Annotated in this window: 24 protein-coding genes; 7 read left to right on the plus strand and 17 right to left on the minus strand. The window is 61.9% G+C overall.

Annotated elements, in window-relative coordinates; genetic code table 11:
* Nucleotides 1–20: 20 nt before the first annotated feature.
* The 4 genes from HMPREF9695_RS10670 to glyA form a co-directional block, all read right to left on the minus strand.
* Entirely contained in the window at nucleotides 21–629 is a 609-nt protein-coding gene (locus tag HMPREF9695_RS10670) for a riboflavin synthase (protein WP_006020863.1), read from the minus strand.
* Between the two features lie 59 nt (nucleotides 630–688).
* Nucleotides 689–1,807, minus strand: coding sequence for a bifunctional diaminohydroxyphosphoribosylaminopyrimidine deaminase/5-amino-6-(5-phosphoribosylamino)uracil reductase RibD (gene ribD, locus HMPREF9695_RS10675; protein WP_051054977.1), 1,119 nt, complete (start codon nucleotides 1,805–1,807; stop codon nucleotides 689–691).
* 194 nt (nucleotides 1,808–2,001) lie between these two features.
* Complete coding sequence (nrdR, locus tag HMPREF9695_RS10680; protein ID WP_006020865.1) at nucleotides 2,002–2,487, minus strand: transcriptional regulator NrdR; 486 nt, start codon at nucleotides 2,485–2,487, stop codon at nucleotides 2,002–2,004.
* A gap of 12 nt (nucleotides 2,488–2,499) precedes the next feature.
* Entirely contained in the window at nucleotides 2,500–3,801 is a 1,302-nt protein-coding gene (gene glyA, locus HMPREF9695_RS10685) for a serine hydroxymethyltransferase (protein WP_006020866.1), read from the minus strand.
* A 771-nt stretch (nucleotides 3,802–4,572) separates the two neighbouring features.
* Here glyA and HMPREF9695_RS10690 point away from each other — a divergent pair.
* Entirely contained in the window at nucleotides 4,573–4,998 is a 426-nt protein-coding gene (locus tag HMPREF9695_RS10690) for a hypothetical protein (RefSeq protein WP_006020867.1), read from the plus strand.
* The gene (locus tag HMPREF9695_RS26345) at nucleotides 4,968–5,177 is read left to right on the plus strand and encodes a hypothetical protein (RefSeq protein WP_157223927.1); all 210 of its coding nucleotides are present in this window, start codon (nucleotides 4,968–4,970) and stop codon (nucleotides 5,175–5,177) included. Before HMPREF9695_RS10690 ends, HMPREF9695_RS26345 begins: the two co-directional genes overlap by 31 nt.
* A gap of 219 nt (nucleotides 5,178–5,396) precedes the next feature.
* Here the strand turns inward: HMPREF9695_RS26345 and ldtR are convergent, their stop codons facing one another.
* Both ldtR and HMPREF9695_RS10700 read right to left on the minus strand, forming a co-directional pair.
* Nucleotides 5,397–5,909: a transcriptional regulator LdtR gene (ldtR, locus tag HMPREF9695_RS10695; protein ID WP_006020868.1), complete on the minus strand. Its 513-nt coding sequence runs from the start codon at nucleotides 5,907–5,909 to the stop codon at nucleotides 5,397–5,399.
* Between the two features lie 299 nt (nucleotides 5,910–6,208).
* Entirely contained in the window at nucleotides 6,209–6,706 is a 498-nt protein-coding gene (locus HMPREF9695_RS10700) for a DUF6163 family protein (RefSeq protein ID WP_006020869.1), read from the minus strand.
* 121 nt (nucleotides 6,707–6,827) lie between these two features.
* Between HMPREF9695_RS10700 and hemB the strand changes: the two genes are divergently transcribed.
* The 3 genes from hemB (at nucleotide 6,828) to HMPREF9695_RS10715 (ending at nucleotide 9,512) form a co-directional block, all read left to right on the plus strand.
* The gene (gene hemB, locus HMPREF9695_RS10705; protein ID WP_006020870.1) at nucleotides 6,828–7,886 is read left to right on the plus strand and encodes a porphobilinogen synthase; all 1,059 of its coding nucleotides are present in this window, start codon (nucleotides 6,828–6,830) and stop codon (nucleotides 7,884–7,886) included.
* A 125-nt stretch (nucleotides 7,887–8,011) separates the two neighbouring features.
* The gene (locus HMPREF9695_RS10710) at nucleotides 8,012–8,563 is read left to right on the plus strand and encodes an RDD family protein (protein WP_006020871.1); all 552 of its coding nucleotides are present in this window, start codon (nucleotides 8,012–8,014) and stop codon (nucleotides 8,561–8,563) included.
* 172 nt (nucleotides 8,564–8,735) lie between these two features.
* Entirely contained in the window at nucleotides 8,736–9,512 is a 777-nt protein-coding gene (locus tag HMPREF9695_RS10715) for an arginyltransferase (protein WP_024918845.1), read from the plus strand.
* A gap of 992 nt (nucleotides 9,513–10,504) precedes the next feature.
* Here the strand turns inward: HMPREF9695_RS10715 and HMPREF9695_RS10720 are convergent.
* Entirely contained in the window at nucleotides 10,505–11,875 is a 1,371-nt protein-coding gene (locus tag HMPREF9695_RS10720; protein ID WP_041711676.1) for an Nramp family divalent metal transporter, read from the minus strand.
* Between the two features lie 133 nt (nucleotides 11,876–12,008).
* On the opposite strand from HMPREF9695_RS10720, the gene HMPREF9695_RS10725 reads away from it, so the two are divergent.
* Entirely contained in the window at nucleotides 12,009–12,410 is a 402-nt protein-coding gene (locus HMPREF9695_RS10725) for a RidA family protein (RefSeq protein WP_006020874.1), read from the plus strand.
* 18 nt (nucleotides 12,411–12,428) lie between these two features.
* Here HMPREF9695_RS10725 and tsaA read toward each other — a convergent pair whose 3' ends face one another.
* Both tsaA and parC read right to left on the minus strand, forming a co-directional pair.
* Nucleotides 12,429–12,920 carry a tRNA (N6-threonylcarbamoyladenosine(37)-N6)-methyltransferase TrmO gene (gene tsaA / locus HMPREF9695_RS10730; protein WP_006020875.1) on the minus strand — a complete coding sequence of 164 codons (492 nt, stop codon included), beginning with the start codon at nucleotides 12,918–12,920 and terminating at the stop codon, nucleotides 12,429–12,431.
* Nucleotides 12,921–13,024: 104 nt separating this feature from the next.
* A complete protein-coding gene (gene parC, locus HMPREF9695_RS10735) occupies nucleotides 13,025–15,277 on the minus strand; it encodes a DNA topoisomerase IV subunit A (protein WP_006020876.1) in 2,253 nt (750 codons plus the stop codon).
* Nucleotides 15,278–15,470: 193 nt separating this feature from the next.
* Between parC and HMPREF9695_RS10740 the strand changes: the two genes are divergently transcribed.
* Complete coding sequence (locus HMPREF9695_RS10740) at nucleotides 15,471–15,755, plus strand: hypothetical protein (RefSeq protein WP_006020877.1); 285 nt, start codon at nucleotides 15,471–15,473, stop codon at nucleotides 15,753–15,755.
* 53 nt (nucleotides 15,756–15,808) lie between these two features.
* Here the strand turns inward: HMPREF9695_RS10740 and recO are convergent, their stop codons facing one another.
* The 8 genes from recO to HMPREF9695_RS10780 form a co-directional block, all read right to left on the minus strand.
* On the minus strand, nucleotides 15,809–16,558 hold the full coding sequence (gene recO / locus HMPREF9695_RS10745; protein ID WP_006020878.1) for a DNA repair protein RecO: 750 nt from the start codon (nucleotides 16,556–16,558) through the stop codon (nucleotides 15,809–15,811).
* 59 nt (nucleotides 16,559–16,617) lie between these two features.
* The gene (locus tag HMPREF9695_RS10750; RefSeq protein WP_006020879.1) at nucleotides 16,618–17,019 is read right to left on the minus strand and encodes a hypothetical protein; all 402 of its coding nucleotides are present in this window, start codon (nucleotides 17,017–17,019) and stop codon (nucleotides 16,618–16,620) included.
* A complete protein-coding gene (era, locus tag HMPREF9695_RS10755; RefSeq protein ID WP_006020880.1) occupies nucleotides 17,016–17,942 on the minus strand; it encodes a GTPase Era in 927 nt (308 codons plus the stop codon). The genes HMPREF9695_RS10750 and era overlap by 4 nt, the downstream gene beginning before the upstream one ends.
* The gene (gene rnc / locus HMPREF9695_RS10760) at nucleotides 17,935–18,741 is read right to left on the minus strand and encodes a ribonuclease III (RefSeq protein WP_006020881.1); all 807 of its coding nucleotides are present in this window, start codon (nucleotides 18,739–18,741) and stop codon (nucleotides 17,935–17,937) included. The genes era and rnc overlap by 8 nt, the downstream gene beginning before the upstream one ends.
* The gene (lepB, locus tag HMPREF9695_RS10765; protein ID WP_024918852.1) at nucleotides 18,738–19,496 is read right to left on the minus strand and encodes a signal peptidase I; all 759 of its coding nucleotides are present in this window, start codon (nucleotides 19,494–19,496) and stop codon (nucleotides 18,738–18,740) included. The genes rnc and lepB overlap by 4 nt, the downstream gene beginning before the upstream one ends.
* A gap of 206 nt (nucleotides 19,497–19,702) precedes the next feature.
* The gene (acpS, locus tag HMPREF9695_RS10770; protein WP_006020883.1) at nucleotides 19,703–20,122 is read right to left on the minus strand and encodes a holo-ACP synthase; all 420 of its coding nucleotides are present in this window, start codon (nucleotides 20,120–20,122) and stop codon (nucleotides 19,703–19,705) included.
* Entirely contained in the window at nucleotides 20,119–20,892 is a 774-nt protein-coding gene (locus tag HMPREF9695_RS10775; protein ID WP_006020884.1) for a pyridoxine 5'-phosphate synthase, read from the minus strand. Before HMPREF9695_RS10775 ends, acpS begins: the two co-directional genes overlap by 4 nt.
* A gap of 21 nt (nucleotides 20,893–20,913) precedes the next feature.
* On the minus strand, nucleotides 20,914–23,163 hold the full coding sequence (locus HMPREF9695_RS10780) for a RelA/SpoT family protein (protein ID WP_041711683.1): 2,250 nt from the start codon (nucleotides 23,161–23,163) through the stop codon (nucleotides 20,914–20,916).
* Between the last annotated feature and the right edge of the window lie 72 nt (nucleotides 23,164–23,235).

Genomic DNA, 23,235 nt, shown 5'->3' on the forward strand with positions numbered 1-23,235 from the left:
ATCTGGCGCTCAGGCAGATTCTATTTCATCTCGATCAATCGCGCGGCATAGCGCGCCATCAGATCGATTTCGAGATTGACTTCCGACCCCGCGCGCCAGTCGCTCAGCGTCGTTACCTGCAGCGTGTGCGGGATGATGAGAACGGAAAACGTATCGTCAACAGCAGTATTGACCGTCAGCGACGCGCCGTCGAGCACCACCGACCCCTTCGCCGCAATGAACTTTGCAAGATCGCGCGGCGCACGCAACTCGAACCGGGCCATGTCGGGCAGGTCTTCGCGCGAGATGATCGTGGCTATCCCGTCGACATGCCCGGCAACGATGTGCCCGCCGAGTTCGTCGCCGATCTTGAGCGCACGCTCGAGGTTGAGGCGCGTTCCCTTGCCCCAGCCCTTCGCGGTTGTCAGCCGCAGCGTCTCGGCAGCGGCATCGACATCGAACCACGTCTTGCCCTGATCGACGCCCGACTGCACCACCGTGAGGCACACGCCGTTGCAGGCGATCGACGCACCGTCTGCGATGGTCGTCTGGTCGTAGCGGCACGCGATGCGCAGCCGGTGCAATTGCCCTTGCGCCGTCGGCGTGATGCTGGTGATTTCGCCAAGGTCCGTGATGATGCCGGTGAACATATAGATCTCTTTTCAATTGATCATGATCTGATCGGAAAACCGGTTTCCACTTTTCCGGATCATGATCGTTCGTAAACCGTAAGCGTGTCTTTATCCAAAGTCTCGGTAGCACGCGCGCGCCAGCGAGGCGACTGGGTGACCACCGACAACGGCTGCGTATCGAGCGCCGGAATACCATCCATGCCGATAGCGCCCTGCCCGCGCAGCAGCCAAACCTCGTCGACAAGACCCGCGCTCAGGAACGATGAAGCCACCCGCGCACCGCCTTCCACCATCAGCCGGGTGATGCCGCGCTCAGCCAGCGTGTTTAGAACCGATTTCAGATGTAGGCCGGGCGGCGATCCATCGCTCACCGGCACGCGCATCACCTGCGCGCCCGCAGCGCCGAGCTTCATCGCGGCTGGTGCGTCCGACAGACCGGACGTCATGACCCACAGCGATGTCTGGCGTGCGGAGTGCACCAGCTTGCTGTCGCCCGGCAGGCGCAGCGCGCGATCCAGCACCACGCGGACCGGCGATTGTGCTTCCAGCCCCGGCAACCGCACGGTGAGCAGCGGATCGTCAGCAAGCACCGTGCCGATGCCAACGAGGATCGCGTCGCTTTGCGCACGCAGCAGATGCACGCGGGCTTTCGCCGCTTCGCCGGTGATCGCGACAGGCCGATGGCCCGCGGCCGCGATCTTGTCGTCGGCGGAGACAGCAAGCTTCAAAATGACGAACGGGCGTCTCGCGCGAACGCGCAGGAAGTGCCCGGCATGATCACGCGCCGCTTCCTCCCGGCACAGGCCGATTTCGACCTCGATCCCCGCGGCCCGCAGCCGCGCATGACCCTGCCCGCCGACTTCAGGATTTGGATCCTCGATGGCGGAAACGACCCGCGCAATACCCGCGGCAATGATCGCGTCCGCGCACGGCGGCGATTTCCCGAAATGCGAACACGGTTCCAGCGTGACGTAGAGCGTCGCGCCGCGCGCCGCATCGCCCGCGCGCTTCAGCGCCTCCGGTTCGGCATGTGGACGCCCGCCGGGCTGGGTCCAGCCGCGCCCCACAATGACGCCGTCCTTGACGATGACCGCGCCAACAGCGGGATTCGGCCAGGTACGGCCCTGCCCGCGCCGGCCGAGCGCCAGCGCGAGCTGCATGTAACGAAGGTCGTCAGGGTCTGGCCGGAATTGCATCCACTGCTTTCAGGTATGCCCGCCACGGAATGAAGGCACCTTGTCCCGGACGCGATGCAGCGTGCAACGGTGCATCGCAGAGCCGGGACCGCGACAGGGTCTTACACGTTCTCCAGCGGTCCCGGTTCAGCAACGCACCGCTTCGCGCTGCATTGCGCCCGGGACACCAGAGAACAACGCGCGCTGCGGGAAAATCACTTGCGCACGGCCACCGGACGCGGCGGCTCATCCTCACCGGACAGTTCGCCGAGCACAGCCTCGAAGTCCTTGGCCTCACGGAAGTTACGGTAGACCGAGGCGAAGCGGACATAGGCCACGTCGTCGAGCTGGCGCAGATGCTCCATCACGGTCTCGCCGATGACCTCCGAGGAAATCTCCGCCTCGCCGCCGCTTTCAAGCTCGCGCACGATGGCCGAGACCATCTTCTCAACGCGCTCGGGATCGACCGGACGCTTGCGCAGGCTGATCTGGAGCGAGCGCACCAGCTTGTCGCGGTCAAACGGAACCCGGCGGCTGTTGCGCTTGATGACGGTGAGTTCGCGAAGCTGCACTCGCTCGAAGGTGGTGAAGCGGAAGTTGCACGCCATGCAGACGCGCCGCCGCCGGATCACGGCCGAATCTTCCGTCGGCCGCGAATCCTTTACCTGCGTATCGAGACTGTTGCAGCTCGGGCAGCGCATTCCGCGTACCCCTTACTGATAGATCGGGAAGCGGCTGGTGAGTTCCTTCACCTTCTCCTTGACCGCCGCCTCGACCAGAGGCGCCGAACCTTCGCCCGACTGGGCAACGGCGTTGAGCACTTCCGAAATCAGCGCACCCACCTGCTTGAATTCGGCAACACCGAACCCGCGCGTGGTCGCCGCCGGGGTGCCGAGACGCAGGCCGGAGGTGACGAACGGCTTTTCGGGATCGAACGGAATGCCGTTCTTGTTGCAGGTCAGACCGGCGCGAACCAGCGCCTTCTCGGAGACGTTGCCTTTGAGGCCCTTCGGCCGCAGATCGACCAGCATCAGATGGTTGTCGGTGCCGCCGGAGACGATCTCGAACCCGTTGGAGCGCAGCGTTTCCGCGAGCGCCTTGGCGTTCTCGACCACGTTCTTGGCGTAGATCTTGAAGTCCGGCTGCAATGCTTCCTTGAACGCGACGGCCTTCGCCGCGATCACATGCATCAGAGGGCCACCCTGCAAGCCGGGGAAGATTGCCGAGTTCAGCTTCTTGGCGATAACCTCGTCGTTGCTCAGGATCAGACCACCGCGCGGACCACGCAGCGACTTATGGGTCGTGGTCGTGGTGACGTGTGCATACGGCACCGGATTGGCATGAACGCCGCCCGCGACGAGACCAGCGAAGTGCGCCATGTCGACCAGCAGATACGCGCCGACGCTGTCGGCAATCTCGCGGAAGCGCTTGAAATCCCAGGCACGCGAGTAAGCCGAGCCACCGGCAATGATCAGCTTCGGCTTGATCTCTTCCGCCTGCTTCGCAACCGCGTCCATGTCGATGATCTGGTCTTCGCGGCGCACGGTGTAGTGCATCGGCTTGAACCACTTGCCGGACATGTTGACCGGCGCGCCGTGGGTGAGATGTCCGCCCGCAGCGAGGTCGAGGCCCATGAAGGTATCGCCCGGCTGCAACAGCGCCAGGAACACGGCCTGATTCATCTGGCTGCCGGAGTTGGGCTGCACGTTGGCGAAGTTCGCGCCGAACAGTTTCTTCGCGCGCTCGATGGCCAGCGTTTCAGCAACGTCGACGAACTCGCAACCGCCATAATATCGCGCGCCCGGATAGCCTTCCGCATACTTGTTGGTCATCACCGAGCCCTGCGCTTCGAGAACGGCGCGGCTGACGATGTTCTCGGACGCGATCAGCTCGATCTCATGCTGCTGACGACCGAGTTCACCCTTGATCGCATTCGCGATCTCGGGATCGGCCTGCGCGAGCGAGGCCGTGAAAAACGAATCGGGAGCGGAAGCAGTCTTGGCAGATGAGCTCATTGCGGAATGTCTCCACCGCCGCAGCTTTCAAGATCGGCTACGGGCGGCCTGATTGGGAGCATTTTCGGATGAAAACCCGGTTTCGGGCTTCCCTGAAACTGCTCCGGTGTCATCTAAGGGCGGCAGGCGCGAGATACCATATCTGGCGGGGGCGGCCAAGTTCCAAGCCCGTGGGCCGCAATTTATGCCGGGCAGCCCTGTTCTGCGCTGGCGCTGTGGGCTGCATGCCACCGGCCCGTCCCGAAGGCTTCGAAACGGCGGTTTTGGCGGGTTCAGCCCGGTCGGGCCCTCCGCAACCGCCCTTTTTGCCCACATTCCGGGTTCCCGATCGCCAGGGTTGGGCAAGATTACCTGCCCAGGGAGCGCCAACGGCTCAAACCGGCTTTTTGAAAGCGCACCGGCCTACAGGCGCGCGCAGAGGAACATCACGTTCAGCGAGCACGCGGCCAGCAGCACGAGCATCAGCGCGACCTGCAGGCGGTCGCCGGCGAATTTGAGAATCGGCCTCATGATGTGAGGATGATGGAAAGAGTCCGCGCAAGAGTCTCGGACGATATTTTTGCCTTCCGCGGGAGAGGATTCAGGACTCGTTTACGAGTCGATTCTCGGAAGACGACCACGCGAGGCGTAGCAAAATCCTTGAGCCTGAAATCGCGAGCCGAGCTTTCTCTACCGTGAAAGCAGCCGCGGAAGCTGCAATTTATGGCTGCTCCCGCATGTACAACCTAAGCCTGTATGCTAGTTTTGAATTTTTGGGGTTGGGAGGCACCATTGTTCGCAAAGGTTATTGTGACGTCTGCGCTTTGTTTTTTTGGCTTTGTTCAATCCGCGAAAGCACTCGATCCATCAGATCCGCCAAGCGACGCGGTCATAAATAATACCCTGCAATGTGAAGCGGGACGTGTGGGCGCTGCACTTAAGAAGAGAAGCCTGCCGCAAGATTTGCAAGTGGCCATCTCGTGGACGATCTCCAAAACGCATGACAGCGGTTGGGGGTTCGGCCTGAAGATACCCTTCTTTGAGATAGGATTTGACGCCGGAACGACGCAACAAAATTTGGACGAAGCAATTTCGACCGGCGTTCCATTCAATATGCATCCCGATAACATGTCGGTTTGTCGAGGATATAACATTGAGATCATCAAGACTGGGATTGGTCTTCAGGATTGCCTGTTGAACAAGAAATTTCCAGCCTGAAAAACGTGATTTTAGGAAAATCCGGCACCACCGGCTGCCATTCCAAGGTGACGCTGACAAAGAAGCTTAGCGGAAGCGCAAAAATACCCGTATGGGTCGTGGCTGTGGGGCCGAGCGGTAACTACGGCGACACCTTCGTCATGGACTTCACTGTGGTCGCCCCGCTGCGAGCGAAGTAATCGACAGCCTCTACTCAGCCTGACCGCGAGAACGCGAAAAGGCGCCCGAAGGCGCCTAGTCGCATATCCCACACCAGGGGAAACTCGTGCGGAATTCTTCCGCGTGCGTCTTGTGCGCACTTCGGTAACAGCCGGAGGGCACCGGCGTAAAACTGCAAGGAAGAACGATAGGCCGCCGGTCTTTTTAAATCTGCCGGCTGACCCGAATTTTTGAAGGGCTCAGAGCCGATACAGGATCTGGTCGGTCCAGAAGCGCTCGAGGCGATGCAGCGATTTGTTCAGCGTCGCGAACTCGGCGTTCGAGATGCCGCCCACCTGCTCCACCGTCTTGACGTGCTTCTGATACAGCGCGTCGACGATGTGGCGGATTTCCTGGCCCTGCGCCGTCAGGCGGATGCGGACCGAGCGGCGATCGACGCGCGAACGCTGATGATCGAGGAAGCCCATCTCGACAAGCTTCTTGAGATTGTACGAGACGTTGGAGCCGAGGTAATAGCCGCGCGTGCGCAACTCGCCGGCGGTCAATTCCTTGTCGCCGATATTATAGAGCAGCAGAGCCTGCACCGAATTGATGTCGGCGCGGCCGCGGCGATCGAATTCGTCCTTGATCACGTCGAGCAGACGGCGATGCAGACGCTCGACAAGCGTAAGAGCTTCGAGATAGAGCGGCTGCACCGGTGCAGCGGAGTTGTCGCGTGCGGGCTCAATGGCCGTAGCGGCTGTTTTGATCATGACACTTCCCCTGTTGTCGTTTTTACGACTTATTCGACGAAACTTTTGTCTCGCCTGATAGGTTCAAACTAAGGGAGGCGTTTGAAGATCAGCTTAAATAACAGCATAAAGAGATGGTTTATTTGAAACGGTGAATCGTATGTTACATCGATAAAATAAGGGCTTTTTGTTAGTTTTGATTCACCCAAACAGCCCGATGTTCACGCTTCGTCACAGGGCCTGTCGCATTCCAGAACATGTTCGTTCGAATTTGAAAGATTCCGTCAAGCATCAAGGCGAAGTCACCCTGCCGCGTTGCACTATGGCGGCCGTTCCCGGGCCGAAAACCACGCCAGGACGAGGTAGGCCGCGAGCAAAATCAGGGAAACGAGAACCGCGAACAGGTTGCCACCATAGATCGTGGGAAACATCAGTTCGATCACGGCAGTCGAAACAATGGTCGTGAGCCACACCACGGCGCCCCACGGCGTCGCGAGCCACAGTCCCACCGCCGCGACCAGTTCGATCACCGCGAAATAAACCGTGGCGGTCTGCCATTGCGTGGTCTGCGCCTCGAACGCGCTCTCCTCGCCGCCGATGAAGCCGGTGATCTGCGCCCAGTGATAAAGGCCCTTGATCATCGACAGCACGGCCATCACGCGCAGGAATAACACGAGCCGTGTGGTCCATGTGCTCTCGCCTGTCTCGGCGTCCGGCGACGTCATCGCAGTGACCAGGTTGACCTGATCGCGCGGCACGTCGTCATTCGCGCCTCGGCCCATGCGCGCGGCCATCGATTGCCGGGTGTCTTTGTTCATGCCGTGTGTTTGGCGCTTTATGCCGGTAAAATCAATCCGCCGATGACGTCCCCGTGCGGTGACGGACGGCCCGGCAGATGCTACATGTAGGACATCTTTTCTGCGCGGGAGTGGCATCAAGATGGCGATCAAATTCGGGCGTCCGATCGAATTGCGGGATACACCGCACCGGGACACGGCCGCCGCCCCTTCCCTCGATCTGACCACGCGCATGCGCCGCAACCGCAAGTCCGAATGGGCGCGGCGGCTGGTGCGCGAGAATGTGCTCACCACCGACGACCTGATCTGGCCGCTGTTCGTGGTGGACGGCAGCAACCTGCGCGCGCCGATCGCGTCGATGCCGGGCGTCGATCGCCTCAGCGTCGATCAGTGCGTTCGGGACGCCGAGCGTGCCATGAAACTCGACATTCCCTGCATCGCGCTGTTTCCCTACACCGAGCCGTCGCTGCGCGACGAGACGGGCTCCGAAGCGCTGAACGCCAACAATCTGGTCTGTCAGTCGGTGCGCGCGATCAAGCGGGAGTTCCCTGATCTCGGCATTCTCTGCGACGTGGCGCTCGATCCGTTCACCAGTCATGGTCACGACGGCTTGTTACAGGACGGCCGGATCCTGAACGACGAGACCGTGGCCATTCTGGTGCAGCAGGCGCTGGTACAGGCCGAAGCGGGCTGCGACATCATCGCCCCAAGCGACATGATGGATGGCCGCGTGGCTGCAATTCGCGCCGGCCTCGACCGCGGCGGGTTCGGCGACGTGCAGATCATGGCCTATGCGGCGAAATACGCTTCCGCATTCTACGGTCCGTTCCGCGACGCCATCGGCTCGGCGAAAACACTCACCGGCGACAAGCGCACCTATCAGATGGACTCGGCGAATTCGGATGAAGCGCTGCGCGAAGTCGAACTCGACATTGCCGAAGGCGCCGACATGGTAATGGTCAAGCCCGGCCTGCCCTATCTCGACATCGTGCGGCGCGTGAAGGACACCTTCGCGATGCCGACCTTCGCCTATCAGGTCTCCGGCGAGTACGCGATGATTGCCGGCGCCATTAACAACGGCTGGCTCGATCGCGACCGGACGATCATGGAAAGCCTGGTTGCGTTCAAGCGCGCCGGTGCCGACGGCGTCCTGACCTACTTCGCGCCGCAGGCGGCGGAAAAGCTGAAGGCCGGGCGCTGATACCGTTCCGCAACCCGCCGGATAACTTTTTCTCCATGTGAGCCTAAGCCGCCTTGCGCCCGCCATATGGCGGGGCCATGTGCGCAGCGAGCGGCCCGGGCAAATGGCCGCTGAGGAGGGTTTCCATGTCTGACACGAGAAACACCGGCGGCACGACATCAGGTGCGACCTGGCGCAACAATCCATCGGCCAGCGCCGCCTATGACCCCTGGCTGCAGCCCGAACTGTTTCGCGGCGTGCTGACCAAGCGGTCCTTCGCGTTTCTGATCGACCTCGTGATCCTGTCGATTCCGATCATCCTCGCGGTCCTCTTCGTCACCCTGTTTGGTATCGTCACGCTGGGGCTGGGCTGGTTCCTGTTCTGGCTGATTTCGCCGTTCTCGGTGATCTGGGCGCTGCTCTATTACGGCATGACGCTCGGCGGACCGAACGGCGCCACCGTGGGCATGCGGATGATGGACATCGAGATGCGGACCTGGAGCGGCGAGCGGCCTTACTTCATCCTCGGTGCGGTTCACGCGGTTCTGTACTGGGTGTCGGTCTCGTTCCTCAGTCCCCTGGTGCTGCTGGTGGGTCTGTTCAACGGCCGTCGCCGGCTGCTGCACGACGTCGTGCTCGGCACGGTCTTCATCAACAGCAATGTCCAGCCTTCAACGGTTCAGACCACCCGCGTCTAGACGGCTTCCAATGCGGGCAGATCACATCCGTGTGGTCTGCCCGTGTTGTGCATAATGCGGTCTGAAAGCCGCGTCATACCTGCCGTGGCGCGTTCAAATCTGTTGACCCCCGGGCCTCCCCGGCGCGATGCTGTGGAGGGGAATCGCGCAGACCGGAGACATACGGCCACACGTGACACAACACTCGCGCAATACGCCGCAATTTTACCTGACGGCGCCCTCGCCCTGCCCCTACCTGGAGGGGAAGCAGGAACGCAAAGTGTTTACGCATCTTGTCGGCGACAAAGCCGGCGAGCTGAACGATCTCCTCACCCATGGCGGGTTCCGCCGCAGCCAGTCCATCGCCTATCGCCCCGCCTGCGACCAGTGCCGCGCCTGCGTTTCGGTGCGCGTCATCGCCAACGAATTCCGTCCGTCGCGCAATTTCCGCAAAATTCAGGCACGCAACGCCGACATCGTCAGTGAGCTGCGCACGGCGGTGCCGACATCGGAACAGTACTCGGTGTTCCGCGCCTATCTTGACGCGCGCCACCGCGACGGCGGCATGGCGGACATGACCGTGCTCGATTACGCGATGATGGTCGAGGACAGCCACGTCTCGACCCGCATTATCGAATACCGCCGGCGAACCGCCGACAGCGGCATCACCGGCAAGGGCGGCGACCTGATTGCCGTGGCGCTGACCGATATCCTCAGCGACGGATTGTCGATGGTCTATTCGTTCTTCGAGCCCGGCGAGGAAAGCCGCTCGATGGGCACGTTCATGATCCTCGATCACATCGCCCGCGCGCGGCGGCTCGGTCTTCCTTACGTCTATCTCGGCTACTGGATCGAAGGCTCGCGGAAGATGGACTACAAGGCCCGCTTCCTGCCGCAGCAACGGTTGGCGCCCAGCGGCTGGCTTCGCGTCGAAGCCACCGGGTCTATGGCGCCTGAGCCGCAGGACTAGCCTCCCGGCGACAGCGGAAACTCAGAACCATCACGTTTGCGGATCGCATCATCCCCGCGAAAGCGGGGATGAGCGGAGAGATTGCGCGCAGCGAAATGCAGGACGAACATCGCCCGGTCCCGGGTTTCGCTGTGCTACATCCGAACTACGATCCAACGCAAAACCGCGATCTTTCCTTGCGTCATTCCGGGATGCGCTGAAGGCGCAGGCCCGGAATCCATAAATGCGGAAAATCTGGTGTAACAATGGATTCCGGGTTCGCTCGCAAGTGTGCGAGCGCCCCGGAATGACGGTTGTTGTATCCCCGCCTCTCAATATTTCGGCCCGTTATCCCGAGATGCGTGCATCATCATGCATAAAGCCGTGCCCCGGACGCGGCGCAGCGTGAAACGGTGCGCCGCTGAGCCGGGGCCGTTGCGAAGACGGGTTCTTGTTGCGGTCCCGGTTCTGCGAAGCAACGCTCTCGCGCTGCATCGCGCCCGGGACAACGTCTCTTGACAACTTCCCAATATAGGAATATAGTCCGCTTTGTCCTGTTCACGAGGGGCGCTTTCTAGAGGCGTCTTGAGAGCGGAGCAGGTTGCGGCGCCTGCGCGCGTGTCTCGCACACACGTCGCCCGGGAGGCTGGGGTCAGCGTCCGGGCCAACTACGTGGCTCTGCCTTCAATGGCTGGACGCGGACAGGCACGAACGCGGCGAAAGCCGCCGGATCGGGGCGTGAAAGCGTCCGTCCTGTCCCGGAAGAACGCTCCCCTCGCCCAAAATCGCCGCCAATGGAGCGCCGTGAGGCGACGCGCTTTCGGACAACATCATCGCTTCGCACGCGATGCCGGAAGCGAAACTCTATCCCATGCGCCTTACGGCGCTCCATGCCCCTCAGTATGACGGGGCAAAACGACAGCTCACCTCGCGCGAGGCGCGAGAACGATGATGCGTGCGTGAATGAAGGTGGCTGTTTGAAAATTGAATCGGGAATGAAGCGGGGGTGATCGTCAGCCCGTCACGAAATCGATCAGCAGCTTCACGTTGAGCGCGATCACCACTGCCGCGATGATCGCTGCGATGAACGAAAGCCAGCGCGGCGCGACGAACGTCCCCATCTTGGCCTTGCTCGCCGTGAACAGCACCAGCGGCACGATGGCGAACGGCAATTGCAGGCTCAGCACCACCTGACTGAGAATGAGCAACTGTGCGGTGCCCTTCTCGCCGTACCAGATGGTCACGATCGCCGCCGGCACGATGGCGATCATGCGCGTCACCAGCCTCCGGAGCCACGGCGCAATCTTGATGTTGATGAACCCTTCCATCACGATCTGGCCGGACAGCGTGGCCGTAACGGTCGAGTTCAACCCGCAGCACAACAGCGCGATGCCGAACAGCGTCGGTGCGATCGACGATCCGAGCATCGGCGACAGCAGCGTATGGGCCTGATCGAGTTCGGCGACGTCGGTCTTGCCCGCCTTGTGGAAGGTCGCGGCAGCCAGAATGAGGATCGACGCATTGATCAGCAGCGCAAGACACAGCGCGATGGTGGAGTCGATGGTGGCAAGAGTGATCGCTTCCTTCTTTTCCGGAACAGAGTCGCCATAGCCGCGCGTCTGCACCAGACCGGAATGCAGATAAAGATTATGCGGCATCACCGTCGCGCCGAGAATGCCGAGCGCGAGATAAAGCATGTCGCGGTTGGCCACGATATTTACCGTGGGCGCGAAGCCGCGGATCACCTGGCCCCAGTCAGGATCGGCCATCGCGATCTGCACGGCGAAGCACGCCGCGATCACGCCGAGCAACGCGACCACGAAGGCTTCGATCCAGCGAAAGCCAATCGCCTGCAACGCAAGAATAAGGAACACGTCGGCCGCCGTGATCAGCACACCGATTTCGAGCGGAATCCCGAACAGCAGATTGAGACCAATCGCAGTGCCGATGATCTCCGCAAGGTCGGTCGCACTGATGGCGATTTCGGCCAGCAGCCACAGCGGCCAGGATACCCACTTCGGGTAAGCGTCGCGGCAGGCCTGCGCGAGATCGCGGCCCGAGCCGACGCCAAGCCGCGCGCACAGCGCCTGAAGCACGATGGCCATCATGTTGGAGATCAGCGCGACGGCGAGCAGCGCATAACCGAATTTGGAACCACCCGCGAGCGAGGTCGCCCAGTTGCCGGGATCCATGTAGCCGACGGCGACGAGATAACCCGGCCCGAGGAACGCCACCAGCTTGCGCCAGAACGAGCCGCCCTTGGCCACCCGGACAGAGCCGAACATATCCGCCAGGGAAGGCTCGCCACGGGCCGCACGCCATCCCCCCGGCGCAGGCGGGGTGGCAGCCTGGTCAGGCGGCATTGACGGAGATCGTGCATCCATACCGCCAATATGCACAGCGGCATCCCCAGTTGCAAGTGATTTGCAACAGCAAATCTTGACCCAGCGCGAAATGACATCCGGGGATCAATCCCCTCCTGTAAGAAGGTGTTCAAGAAAATGGAGGCAGCGACCGATGGCAAAACTCGAACACCCACACCCGACAGGACTTTTCCAGAATCCGGCCTATTCTCATGTCGTCGCGGCGTCGGGAACGCGCACGATTTACATCTCCGGGCAAGTCGCGCTGGACGAGAAGGGTGCGATTGTCGGCGCCGGCGATCTTTCGGCGCAGACAACGCAGGTGATGAAGAACATCGGCCTGGCCTTGGCCGCGGCCAATGCGACGTTCTCGGATGTGGCGAAAATCACGACCTATGTCGTCAACTACCGGCCCGAACACCGCGCAATCATCGCAAAGGCGCGAACGCCGTTTTTCGCGAACATGCCGCCGCCAGCCAGCACACTCGTCGGCGTGCCGGCTCTCGCCGCGCCGGAATGGTTGATCGAGATCGAGGCCATCGCCGTCACCGGCTGAGACCTTAGGTTGCCCGGTTCAGGTTGTCTCGAAATCACCCGGCTGCGGCGGAGCGATCGGCGTGAACTGGCAGCGGTCCGGCTTGAGGTCGACAAGCGGCGTGCCGTCGAGACAATCGAGCCCGCGCACCAGAACGGTGTTGCCTTCGATGCCGACAAGTTTCGTCACTGACGTCCCAAGCGGATTGGGACGCACCGGCGATCGCAAGGAAAATGTGCCGTGCGTATTGGTGTCACTCGCCGGACTTTGCAGAACGAGGTCGCGGCGCGACTCGTGCAGCCAGTAGATCACTTCGACCTGTGTAAACCTGTCGAGACCCTTCAGCGCCGGCACCCATGGATCGAAAATCTCGATCTTGCAGATCGGACCGTCGTGCTTGCCCTGACGCGGCGTCATCAGCCGGTCGGTCCATGGCGTCCGGATTCGGCCGATGAACACAAGCCCCGCGTCAGTCGGCGGCGGCGGATTCACAGCGACCTCGCCGTCGCGGATTTCGTTATAGCGGACCATTTTGCTCACCGGCTTCTTGGACGTGGCCGGTAATGTAGCTCTGCTACGGAGGGGAGCAAGCGAGGTTAGCGAGAGCGCCGGCCTGTTGATCCGGCGCTCTCATCTTATTCGATCACCTTGCCGAACTTGTTCGACTTCGGGAACCCGTGCGCCAGACGGCCCGCATCGGCGCGATTACCCCGCCAATCGGCGAGTTCTTTCCACGTCGAACTCTGGTCGCGCCCCGCCGAGTCCTTCCAGGTCATGCCGTCCTTGGCGATGAAGGTCATGACATCGGACAGCTTGCCGCCGCTGTACTTCTGCAACCGCACGCCGCGCCCGCGCGCCATTTCGGGCACCTGCTCGAGCGGGAAAATCACCATCTTATGGTTGGTGCCGATCACCGCAACGGTATCGCCGCTCACTGTCGCAAGCGCCACCGCCTCGTTCGGCGCCGTCACATTGAGAACCTGCTTGCCCTTGCGGGTATTGGCCACGCAATCGTCTTCGTTGACGACAAAGCCCTGCCCGTCGCCGCTGGCCACGAGGAATTTCCGGCCGCCCTTCTGCACAAACATGGAAACGATATTGGCATCGCCCTCCATATCGATGGTCATGCGGATCGGATCGCCGTGACCCCGCCCGCCCGGCAACTTCTGCGCATCGAGCGTGTAGAAACGTCCGTTGCTGGCGAACAGCGTCAGCTTCGAGGTGCTCTCGGCAAAGAATGCAAAGCCGAGACGGTCGTCGGTCTTGAAGGCGAGATTTGAAAGATCCTCGACGTGACCTTTCAGCGTGCGCACCCAGCCCTTCTCGGAAACAACCACGGTGATCGGCTCGCGCTCGATCAACGCTTCCTCGATGGCGGCGAGATCATGCTCCGGCGCGTCGGCGAATTGCGTGCGCCGCTTGCCGAGCGGGGTTTTGGGGCCGAAGGTGTCGCGCACCTTCTTGACGCCTTCGGCGACCTTCTTCCACTGCTCCTCTTCGGACGCCAGAACGCCCTTGATGCCCTTCAACTCGTTGCGAAGATCCTTGTCCTCGCCGCGAATTTCCATTTCCTCCAGCTTGCGCAAGTTGCGCAGGCGCATGTTGAGAATGGAGTCGGCCTGAAGATCGGTGAGCTTGAAGGTCTTGATCAGCACCGGCTTTGGCTCATCCTCGGTGCGGATGATCTTGATCACCTTGTCGAGGTTCAGGTAGGCGATCAGGTAGCCGCCCAGCACCTCGAGGCGATGTTCGATCTGGTTCTTGCGATAATTGGAGCGCCGGATCAGCACATCGCGCAGATGGTCGAGCCATTCGCGCAGGCATTCGCCGAGGCCGAGCACCTTGGGAACGCGGCCCTTCACCAGCACGTTGAGGTTCAGCGGAATCTTGCTTTCAAGCTCGGTCTGCTTGAACAGCGTTTCCATCAGCACTTCAGGATCGACGTTACGCGACTTCGGCTCGATGACGATGCGCACGTCTTCCGCCGACTCGTCGCGAATGTCGCCGACCAGCAGCAGTTTCTTTTCGTTCAGCAGTTCGGCGATACGTTCGATCAGCCGCGACTTCTGCACCAGCCACGGAATTTCGGTAACGACGATGTTCCAGGTGCCGCGCGCGCCCTCTTCCTGGGCCCACTTCGCGCGCACGCGGAACGAACCGCGCCCGGTCGTATAGGCTTCGGCGATGCTTTCGTGGGAATCGACCACGATGCCGCCGGTCGGGAAATCCGGGCCCTTCACATATTTCAGAAGGCCGCGCGATTTGGTGTTCGGCTTGTCAATCAGATGCAGCGCAGCGTCACAGAGTTCCGCTGCGTTGTGCGGCGGGATCGAGGTCGCCATGCCGACCGCGATGCCCTGAGCGCCGTTGGCGAGCAGGTTCGGGAATGCACCCGGCAGCACGAACGGCTCTTTCGACTGGCCGTCGTAGTTGGGACGAAATTCGACCGCGTCCTCGTCGATGCCTTCGAGCAGTAGCCGCGCGACTTCCGTCATGCGCGCTTCGGTGTAGCGATAGGCGGCCGGATTATCGCCGTCGATGTTGCCGAAGTTGCCCTGCCCGTCGACCAGCGGATAACGCGACGAGAAATCCTGCGCGAGGCGCACCAGCGCGTCGTAGATCGACTGGTCGCCGTGCGGATGGAACGAGCCCATCACGTCGCCCACGATCTTGGCGGACTTCTTGAACGGCGTGCCGGGGTCGAGCCGCAGCAGCCGCATGCCGTACAGGATGCGGCGATGGACCGGCTTCAGGCCGTCGCGTGCGTCCGGCAGCGCACGATGCATGATGGTCGAGAGCGCATAGGCGAGATAGCGCTCTTCGAGCGCCTCGCGGAGTGCGACCTCCTGAACATCCATTGGCTCCGGTGGAATCAGTCTTTTGCCCATGGCAAGGGGTTAACGTCCCCGGGCAAATTGAACAACAAATGAATTAGGCGGACATCACCTGTTCGTAATTGTTCCGCCATAATTTGCCCTGCTACATCATGCGGATAGGTCTGGGTATGGGTCGGCCCGGGCCATCCTGATCAGCCGGTCAGCCGAACAGGCGAGCCGGTAACAGACCCCGGAGGGAACTGGAATGCGTCGTTTTGTTTTGGCGGCTGTGGCCGCGTTGGCGCTCATCGGCGCCGGTTTGTTTGCCGGAAGCCGGGCCGAGGCCATGCCGCTTGCCGGCGGTCTGGCCGGGGTTGCGACCGGGCAGGCTGAAACCGTCGCGGTGGTCTGCAACCCGGTGTGGAACGGCTATGCCTGGGTGCGCACCTGCTATCGGACCGCCCCGCGCTATTACGCGCCGCGCCCCTATTACGGTTATGGCTACGGCGGATATTATCGCCCGCGTGCGCGTTACTATCGCTATTATTGATTTTCGGTTTGTCGATAAGCGCAAACGGGCCGGAGCAATCCGGCCCGTTTTGTTTATTCGGCAACAGCCCTCACGCGCGGCCGGATCACCGCCGCAATGAAGCCGTCCCGCGCGTCCGAATGGCCCTGCCCCCGCGGCTCCAGCACATTGCGCAGCAGGAACAACCCGGTCAGCCGGAAGCCGTCCTCGATGTCCTGACCGGACCAGCCGTTGGCCCCGTCATCGCTCTCGCGCAGGAACGGCGGCAACCGCAACAGCCTGTCGCGCCACGGCTCGCCCGCCTGCCGGGAGACCGCCGCGCCCGACTTCGGCGAGACATAAATCAGATCGTTCACCGCGCCGCTCGCGGCGCAGGACGACAGGTCAAGGCCGAAGCCAAGCTCTGTCAGCATCGCCAGCTCGAACTTCACCAGTTGCACGCCCGCCATGCCCGCATCGTCGAAATCGTTGAGGATGGCTTCCAGCATCTCGTAGATATCTTCGTGCGGGTCCCGCTCGGGCAGCAGCCGCACCAGCGACGCCATATGCGTCACCCCGTAGACCGCATGCGGCGATCCGAACATCGTGGCCGCGCGCAACCGCGTGCCCTCGACGGCGTAGTATCCGAGATGCTCGTCGAGCCGCGCACGCCAGACCGCACTCACCGTATTTCCCGGCTGAAGCAGTGGGCGCATCCGTGAACCTGCGCCGCCGCGTACAAGTCCCAGATGACGGCCATGGCTGCGCGTCAGCAGTTCGACGATCGCGCTGGATTCGCCATGCCGCCGCACGCCCAGAACGATGCCTTCGTCAGTCCATTCCATGACCGAAGCTTACAGGATTCTGGGCTCATCCGCAGCAGCATGGCTGCGGAAAGCGCCGCCTATTCCGGCTGCCGGAACCAATCCTTGGCATCGCCGGTGAATGAGAACGACAGACCGAGCGCCGTCAGCGCTGTCGAAACGATGTCAACGAACGTGCTGAATTGCAGTCCGGTTTCGCCCATCGTCGTGACGATCGACGCCACAGACAGCATCAGCGCCACGACCAGGATCATCCGCGCCCAGCTTTTGCGCCGGTGCGCTGTGAGCCAGACGAGCTGGACAAATCCGAGCGTCATCATGACTGCGATGAAATTGACCGCCAGCTTCGTAGACTCGGTGACGTCATCCGGCATGCGATCCAGAAAGGCAGCCGAGAGCACGTCGATCAGCAGCGACAGATACAGCAGCACCTCGAAATAGAAGATGTTGGTCGGCACCTTGACGTCGGGTCCGGTCATCATTCCTTGGGAAACTCCAGCCCCATCTCTCGATAGCGCTCCGGGTCATCGCCCCAGCCGTCGCGCACCTTCACAAACAGAAACAGATGTACCGGCTGGCCGACGATCTCCGCGATCTCCTTGCGGGAATCTGCGCCGATTGCCTTGATCGTCGCGCCGCCCTTGCCGAGCACGATCTTGCGCTGGCTATCGCGCTCAACAAAAATCGTCTGCTCGATCCGCACCGATCCGTCCTTACGATCCTGCCAGGAATCCGTCTCCACAGTCGATTGATACGGCAGTTCCTGATGCAGATGACGGTAGATCTTTTCGCGCGTGATTTCCGCCGCGAGATGCCGCATCGGCGCGTCCGACATCTGGTCTTCGGGATAGTGGAACGGGCCAGGGGGCACGTCTCTGGCCAGAGCGCGGCGCAGATCGTCAACGCCGTCGCCTGATAGCGCCGAAACCATGAAGGTCTGCGTGAATTTCAATCGTTCGTTGGCCTTCTGGGCCAGCGCCAGCAGCTTTTCGCGCGGCACCAGATCGATCTTGTTCAGCACCAGAACTTTCGGATGATTGACGGATTCGAGCTTGCTCAGGATCGCGTCAGCTTCGTCATCAATGCCGGCACGCGCATCGATCAGCGCGCAAACCAGGTCGGCGTCATGCGCGCCGCTCCATGCGGTGGACACCATCGCGCGATCGAGGCGGCGCTTGGGCGCGAAGATGCCCGGCGTATCGACAAGAATGATCTGCGCATTGTCTTCGATCACAATACCGCGGATCAGCGCGCGCGTGGTCTGCACCTTCTTCGAGACAATCGTGACCTTCGATCCGACCAGCGCATTGACCAGCGTCGACTTGCCGACATTCGGCGCGCCGATCAGCGCGACGAAGCCGCAGCGCGTCTCGCGGGGTGAATTCTCTTGCAGTTCGTCAGGCATCATTGCCGCCCGTCACGCCTTCCCGTTTCAGCAGCGCTGTCGCCGCAAGCTTCTCCGCGGCACGCTTGCTGCCGCCAACACCTTCCGCCGGGGTCAGTCCCGGCAATTCCACAGCGACGCGAAACTGCGGATCGTGGTGCGGGCCGGTCCGTTCGACCTCACGATAGACCGGCGTCGGCAATCCCTTGCCCTGCGCCCATTCCTGCAAAATCGTTTTCGGATCACGCAGTGGGCGAACGGGCTTGCGCATCCGCTCGGTCCAGTTGCGCTCGACGAATTGCGCCGCCGCCGCATAGCCGCCGTCGAGGAACACGGCGCCGATCACAGCTTCGCAGATATCCCCCAGCACCGAATTCCGCAACCGTGCCCCGGCGCCAGCGCCCACCGATCCGAGCTTGATGGCTTCATCCAGCCCAAGCGACTTGGCGACATCGGCGCAGGCTTCGCGGCGCACCAGATCGGCGAGACGCTTCGACAATTCGCCTTCGTCCGCCTTCGGGAACGCCCGATAGAGCATGTCCGAAACGATCAGGCCCAAAACGTGATCGCCGAGAAACTCCAGCCGCTGATAGCTGTCGCCGCGGCGAGCGGACTTCAGTGCCGAGACATGGGTGAAAGCAGTCGCCAGCAGCGCGGGATCGGCGAACGTGTGCCCGATCCGCTCTTCGATAATCTTGGCGGCGGCCTTTGCGCTCGGCCTGCGCGCTTTTTTCTTCGCAGACTTGATCTCCACGGCGCCAGCGCTCGCGGCGTCGTCTGTGTTCGGGGGAGTTTTGGCGACTGCGGGGTCGCCGCTCATCGCACAATAGAGAAAATGCGATTCCAGCGCACCGAAACCGGCCAGCGCCAGAACTGCCAGGCCTGTTCGCCCTCGGCAATGGAGAAGAAGATCATCTGCGCCCGGCCGATCAGGTTTTCCGCCGGCACATAACCCACCGCTGACAGGACACGGCTGTCGGTGGAGTTGTCACGGTTGTCACCCATCATGAAGAAGTGGCCGGGCGGCACCGTGTAGACGTTGGTGTTGTCGTAGAAACCGTTATCAACACAATCAAGCGACTTGTAGCTCACGCCGTTCGGCAGCGTTTCCTTCCACTGCTTGACGCGCGCCGTGGCATCCGAGCCGCACGGATCTTCGCCAACGAAGTCCGGAAGCCGTTCACGCTCCACCGGCTTGTCGTTGATGTACAGAAGCCCTTCCTTCATCTGGATGCGGTCGCCCGGCAATCCGATGACGCGCTTGATGTAGTCGGTGGTGTCGTCCTTCGGCAGACGGAACACGACGATGTCGCCGCGGGCGGGATCGGAGCCGAAAATGCGGCCGGAGAAGAGCCGTGGCGACAGCGGGATCGAATAGTGGCTGTAGCCGTATGAGTACTTCGAGACGAACAGGTAGTCGCCGACCAGCAGCGTCGCCTTCATCGATCCCGATGGAATGTTGAAAGGCTGAAACAGGAAGGTCCGGATCACCAGCGCAATAATGAGCGCGTGAATGACGACGCGGACGGTCTCGCCGACGCCGCCTTCGGATTTGGCCGGTGTTGTCACGCTCATCTGCTCTTTCGAATCCTGGTTTTTCATGCCTCGGAACTGGACCTTTGTGCCCATCAGAGGCGAAGACGCCGCCCAAATCACCCGCGCGGGTTTTAGACCGTTGTCGCAAGGGGTGCAATCAACGGGCTCATGAAAACTTGCTAATCATCTGACAGTTCAATGAATTTTAGATTTTTGAGCAATTCGGAACCGTGCCCCCAGGAGGCTCAGACCTTGGCGGCCGGGACGGCCGAAATGATGACAAACGCCTGCGCGAGCGGCCAGTCATCGGTAATTGTGAGGTCAATCCGGGCCTCATGCCCCGGGGGAAGCAGGGATTCGAGCCGCGCCAGGGCTCCGCCGGTCAGTTTCATGGTCGGACGGCCGCCCGGCAGGTTGACCACCCCCATGTCCCGCCACCACACCCCGCGCCGGATGCCGGTGCCCAGCGCTTTCGAGCAGGCCTCCTTGGCAGCGAACCGCTTGGCGTAGGTCGCCCAGATCAGTTTGGGCATCTTGGAGCGCCGCTCCGCCTTGGCCCGCTCAGCCTCTGTGAAAATCCGGTCGATAAACCGGTCGCCGTGACGTCCGATCACCTTCTCGATGCGCGTGATGTCGATGACGTCCGACCCGATGCCGATGATCATGATCTCACATGACCCCGGAGCGACTTTCTCCCGCGGTCCATCGCCGCGCGCATATCGCGAACGGTTTGCGGCAGGCCGACGAACATCGCCTCCCCCATCATGAAATGCCCGATGTTGAGTTCGACGATCTCCGGCAGCGCGGAAATGGTTTCCGCCGTGACGTAATCGAGGCCATGCCCGGCATGGACTTCAAGCCCCGCAGACTGAGCGAGCCTGGCGCCGGTGACGATGCGCTGCCATTCGGCTTCGGCTTTTTGTTTCTGCCCCTCGACCACGGCGTCGCACCAAGCGCCGACGTGGATCTCGATCACAGGCGACTTCAATTTGGCGGCCATTTCGATCTGGGCCGGATCGGCAGCAATGAACAAGGACACGCGAATACCGGCGTCGGTCAGCCGCGCGATGAAAGGACCAAGCGCATCGCGCTGCCCCACCACATCCAGTCCGCCCTCAGTCGTCACTTCCGTGCGCCGTTCCGGCACGAGGCATGCCGCATGCGGCTTTGTCGCGAGCGCGATTTGCAGCATCTCGGCCGTTGCGGCCATTTCAAAGTTCAGCGGCTTGGAGATTTCGGCCTTCAGCCGCGCCATGTCGTCATCGCGGATATGGCGGCGATCCTCGCGCAGATGCGCGGTGATGCCGTCTGCGCCCGCTTCGATCGCGAGTAGCGCAGCGCGTACCGGATCCGGCGTGCGTCCGCCGCGCGCGTTGCGCAGGGTCGCGACGTGATCGACATTGACCCCGAGACGAAGCGGCGGAATTGCGGGCATGGAAAACCTGAAGTGATGCGGTTAGCCGTTGATGCGGTCGACGCTGGCGACGACCGCCTTGGCGCGAAGCTGAGCGATAATACCGTTCAAATGTTTCAGGTCATAGACCTCAAGATCGATGGTGAGCTCTGTGAAATCAGGAGAGCGGCGGCTCATGCTGATGTTGTCGATGTTGCCGTCATGTTCCGCGATCACCGACGCGACTTGCGCAAGACTGCCCGGCTCGTTGACGTTCTGCACGTGCAGCCGCGCCGGAAAGCGCCGCGGCGTTGCTTCGTCGGTGTCCCACCGGACGTCGAGCCATCGTTCCGGCTCCTCCTCGAAATCCTTCAGTGCGGGCGACTGGATCGGATAGATCGTAATGCCCTCACCCGGCGTCACGATGCCGACGATCCGGTCGCCCGGCACGGCGCCGCCGTTCGGCGCGAACTTCACCGGCAGATCGCTATTGATGCCGCGGATCGGAATTGCATTCGACGCCTTTGCGTCGCCTGACGGTTTGGGCTTGGCGCCCGCGGTTTTCTTGCCGCTGAGGCGCGCCTCTTCCTTGTAGTCAGGATACATCGCGCGCGCGACGTCCGACGCCTTCATCTCACCGCGTCCCACCGCCGCCATCACGTCGTCGATGGATGACCGCGCAAGGCGCGGAAGCGCGCCCTTCAGCTTGTCGTCGGCGTAGACGATCTTGGCTCGCATAAACAGGCGCTCGACAATACGCCGGCCGAGACCCGCATACTGATCGCGCACGGCGGTGCGGGTGGCGCGGCGGATCGCGGCCTTGGCTTTGCCGGTGACCGCGAGAGATTCCCATGCCGTCGGCGGCGCCGACTGCGCCTGCGACGTGAGGACTTCCACTTCGTCGCCGTTCTGCAATTCCGACGACAGCGGCGCGAACTTGCCGTTGATCTTGCAGCCGACGGCGCTGTTGCCGACATCGGTGTGCACTGCGTAGGCGAAGTCGATCACATTGGCATGACGCGGCAGCGCGATCAGCTTTCCCTTCGGCGTGAAGCAGAACACCTGATCGTGGAATAGCTCCATCTTGGTGTGTTCAAGGAATTCTTCCGGGTTGGCGCTTTCCGACAGAACCTCGACGGTGTGGCGCAGCCACGCGAACGCGTTCGACTCCAGCTTGAGCCGCTCGGTGGGAGAGCCGACGCCATCCTTGTAGATGGCGTGAGCCGCGATACCGTACTCGTTGACCCGGTTCATCTCCTCGGTGCGGATTTGCAGTTCGACGCGCTGTTTGCCGGGACCGATCACCGTGGTGTGGATCGAACGATAATCATTCTGCTTGGGCGTCGAGATGTAATCCTTGAACCGTCCGGGCACCACCGGCCACGTCGTATGCACGATGCCGACGGTGCGATAGACTTCCGCGATGCTGTTGACGATGATGCGGAATCCGAAGATGTCGGACAACTGTTCGAAGCCGACGGATTTGCGCTCCATCTTCATCCAGATCGAGAACGGCTGCTTGCGCCGCCCCTTCACTTGCGCATTCACGCCGTTCTTGGCGAGCTTGGCGGAAAGCTGGGCTTCAATTTCGCCGATCAGATTGCGGTCGCGCTCCTCAAGCGCATCCAGGCGCTGCACCACGACGGCGTGCGCCTCGGGATCGATCACCTTGAACGCGAGGTCTTCCAGCTCCTCGCGCATTTCCTGCATACCCATGCGGCCGGCGAGCGGCGCATAGATATCGAGGGTCTCTTCCGCAATCCTGTGCCGCGACGCCGGGGGCACGAATTCCAGCGTGCGCATGTTGTGCAAGCGGTCAGCGAGCTTGATGAGCAACACGCGCACATCGTCGGCGATCGCCAGCAGCAGCTTGCGCAGGTTCTCGGCCTGCTTCGCTTCGCGCGACACCAGTTCGAGCCGCTTCAGCTTGGTCAGCCCATCCACCAGCGCACCGATTTCGGAGCCGAACATCTGGTCGATCTCGGCGCGGGTCGATTCGGTATCTTCGATGGTGTCGTGAAGCAGCGCCGCGACAATTGTGGCGTCGTCCAGCTTCAGGTTGGTGAGGATCGCGGCGACCTCAAGAGGATGCGAAAAGTAAGGGTCGCCAGAGGCGCGCTTCTGCTCGCCATGAGCCATCATGGCGTAGACATAGGCCCGGTTGAGCAGGTCTTCGTCGGTGTTCGGATTATAGGCGCGGACCCGGTCCACCAGGTCGTACTGGCGCATCATTTTGGTCCGGACGGGCTTTTTGGCCGGCAGCGGCGGGGGCTCAGCCGGGGCCGTCGCCGCCGCTTCGGTCGCCGCTTGCATTTGGGGCTGATTTCGCCGCCAGATCGCCATTCTGCTTGCCTGCCTTATTGGCGGCCCTCGAAAAGGAACCGC

The sequence above is a fragment of the Afipia broomeae ATCC 49717 genome (assembly GCF_000314675.2).
Classification (GTDB): domain Bacteria; phylum Pseudomonadota; class Alphaproteobacteria; order Rhizobiales; family Xanthobacteraceae; genus Afipia; species Afipia broomeae.

What these genes read in the sequence shown, in the direction of transcription:
- hemB (WP_006020870.1), top strand. Translation starts at nt 6,828, where the DNA reads ATGGCGATCAAATTCGGGCGTCCGATCGAATTGCGGGATACACCGCAC.
- HMPREF9695_RS10780 (WP_041711683.1), bottom strand. Translation starts at nt 23,163, where the DNA reads ATGCAAGCGGCGACCGAAGCGGCGGCGACGGCCCCGGCTGAGCCCCCG.
- HMPREF9695_RS10670 (WP_006020863.1), bottom strand. Translation starts at nt 629, where the DNA reads ATGTTCACCGGCATCATCACGGACCTTGGCGAAATCACCAGCATCACG.
- lepB (WP_024918852.1), bottom strand. Translation starts at nt 19,496, where the DNA reads ATGAGCGTGACAACACCGGCCAAATCCGAAGGCGGCGTCGGCGAGACC.
- acpS (WP_006020883.1), bottom strand. Translation starts at nt 20,122, where the DNA reads ATGATCATCGGCATCGGGTCGGACGTCATCGACATCACGCGCATCGAG.
- rnc (WP_006020881.1), bottom strand. Translation starts at nt 18,741, where the DNA reads ATGAGCGGCGACCCCGCAGTCGCCAAAACTCCCCCGAACACAGACGAC.
- HMPREF9695_RS10710 (WP_006020871.1), top strand. Translation starts at nt 8,012, where the DNA reads ATGTCTGACACGAGAAACACCGGCGGCACGACATCAGGTGCGACCTGG.
- recO (WP_006020878.1), bottom strand. Translation starts at nt 16,558, where the DNA reads ATGGAATGGACTGACGAAGGCATCGTTCTGGGCGTGCGGCGGCATGGC.
- HMPREF9695_RS10750 (WP_006020879.1), bottom strand. Translation starts at nt 17,019, where the DNA reads ATGATGACCGGACCCGACGTCAAGGTGCCGACCAACATCTTCTATTTC.
- tsaA (WP_006020875.1), bottom strand. Translation starts at nt 12,920, where the DNA reads ATGGTCCGCTATAACGAAATCCGCGACGGCGAGGTCGCTGTGAATCCG.
- glyA (WP_006020866.1), bottom strand. Translation starts at nt 3,801, where the DNA reads ATGAGCTCATCTGCCAAGACTGCTTCCGCTCCCGATTCGTTTTTCACG.
- HMPREF9695_RS10775 (WP_006020884.1), bottom strand. Translation starts at nt 20,892, where the DNA reads ATGCCCGCAATTCCGCCGCTTCGTCTCGGGGTCAATGTCGATCACGTC.
- HMPREF9695_RS10725 (WP_006020874.1), top strand. Translation starts at nt 12,009, where the DNA reads ATGGCAAAACTCGAACACCCACACCCGACAGGACTTTTCCAGAATCCG.
- era (WP_006020880.1), bottom strand. Translation starts at nt 17,942, where the DNA reads ATGCCTGACGAACTGCAAGAGAATTCACCCCGCGAGACGCGCTGCGGC.
- HMPREF9695_RS10700 (WP_006020869.1), bottom strand. Translation starts at nt 6,706, where the DNA reads ATGAACAAAGACACCCGGCAATCGATGGCCGCGCGCATGGGCCGAGGC.
- ldtR (WP_006020868.1), bottom strand. Translation starts at nt 5,909, where the DNA reads ATGATCAAAACAGCCGCTACGGCCATTGAGCCCGCACGCGACAACTCC.
- nrdR (WP_006020865.1), bottom strand. Translation starts at nt 2,487, where the DNA reads ATGCGCTGCCCGAGCTGCAACAGTCTCGATACGCAGGTAAAGGATTCG.
- HMPREF9695_RS10720 (WP_041711676.1), bottom strand. Translation starts at nt 11,875, where the DNA reads ATGGATGCACGATCTCCGTCAATGCCGCCTGACCAGGCTGCCACCCCG.
- parC (WP_006020876.1), bottom strand. Translation starts at nt 15,277, where the DNA reads ATGGGCAAAAGACTGATTCCACCGGAGCCAATGGATGTTCAGGAGGTC.
- ribD (WP_051054977.1), bottom strand. Translation starts at nt 1,807, where the DNA reads ATGCAATTCCGGCCAGACCCTGACGACCTTCGTTACATGCAGCTCGCG.
- HMPREF9695_RS10740 (WP_006020877.1), top strand. Translation starts at nt 15,471, where the DNA reads ATGCGTCGTTTTGTTTTGGCGGCTGTGGCCGCGTTGGCGCTCATCGGC.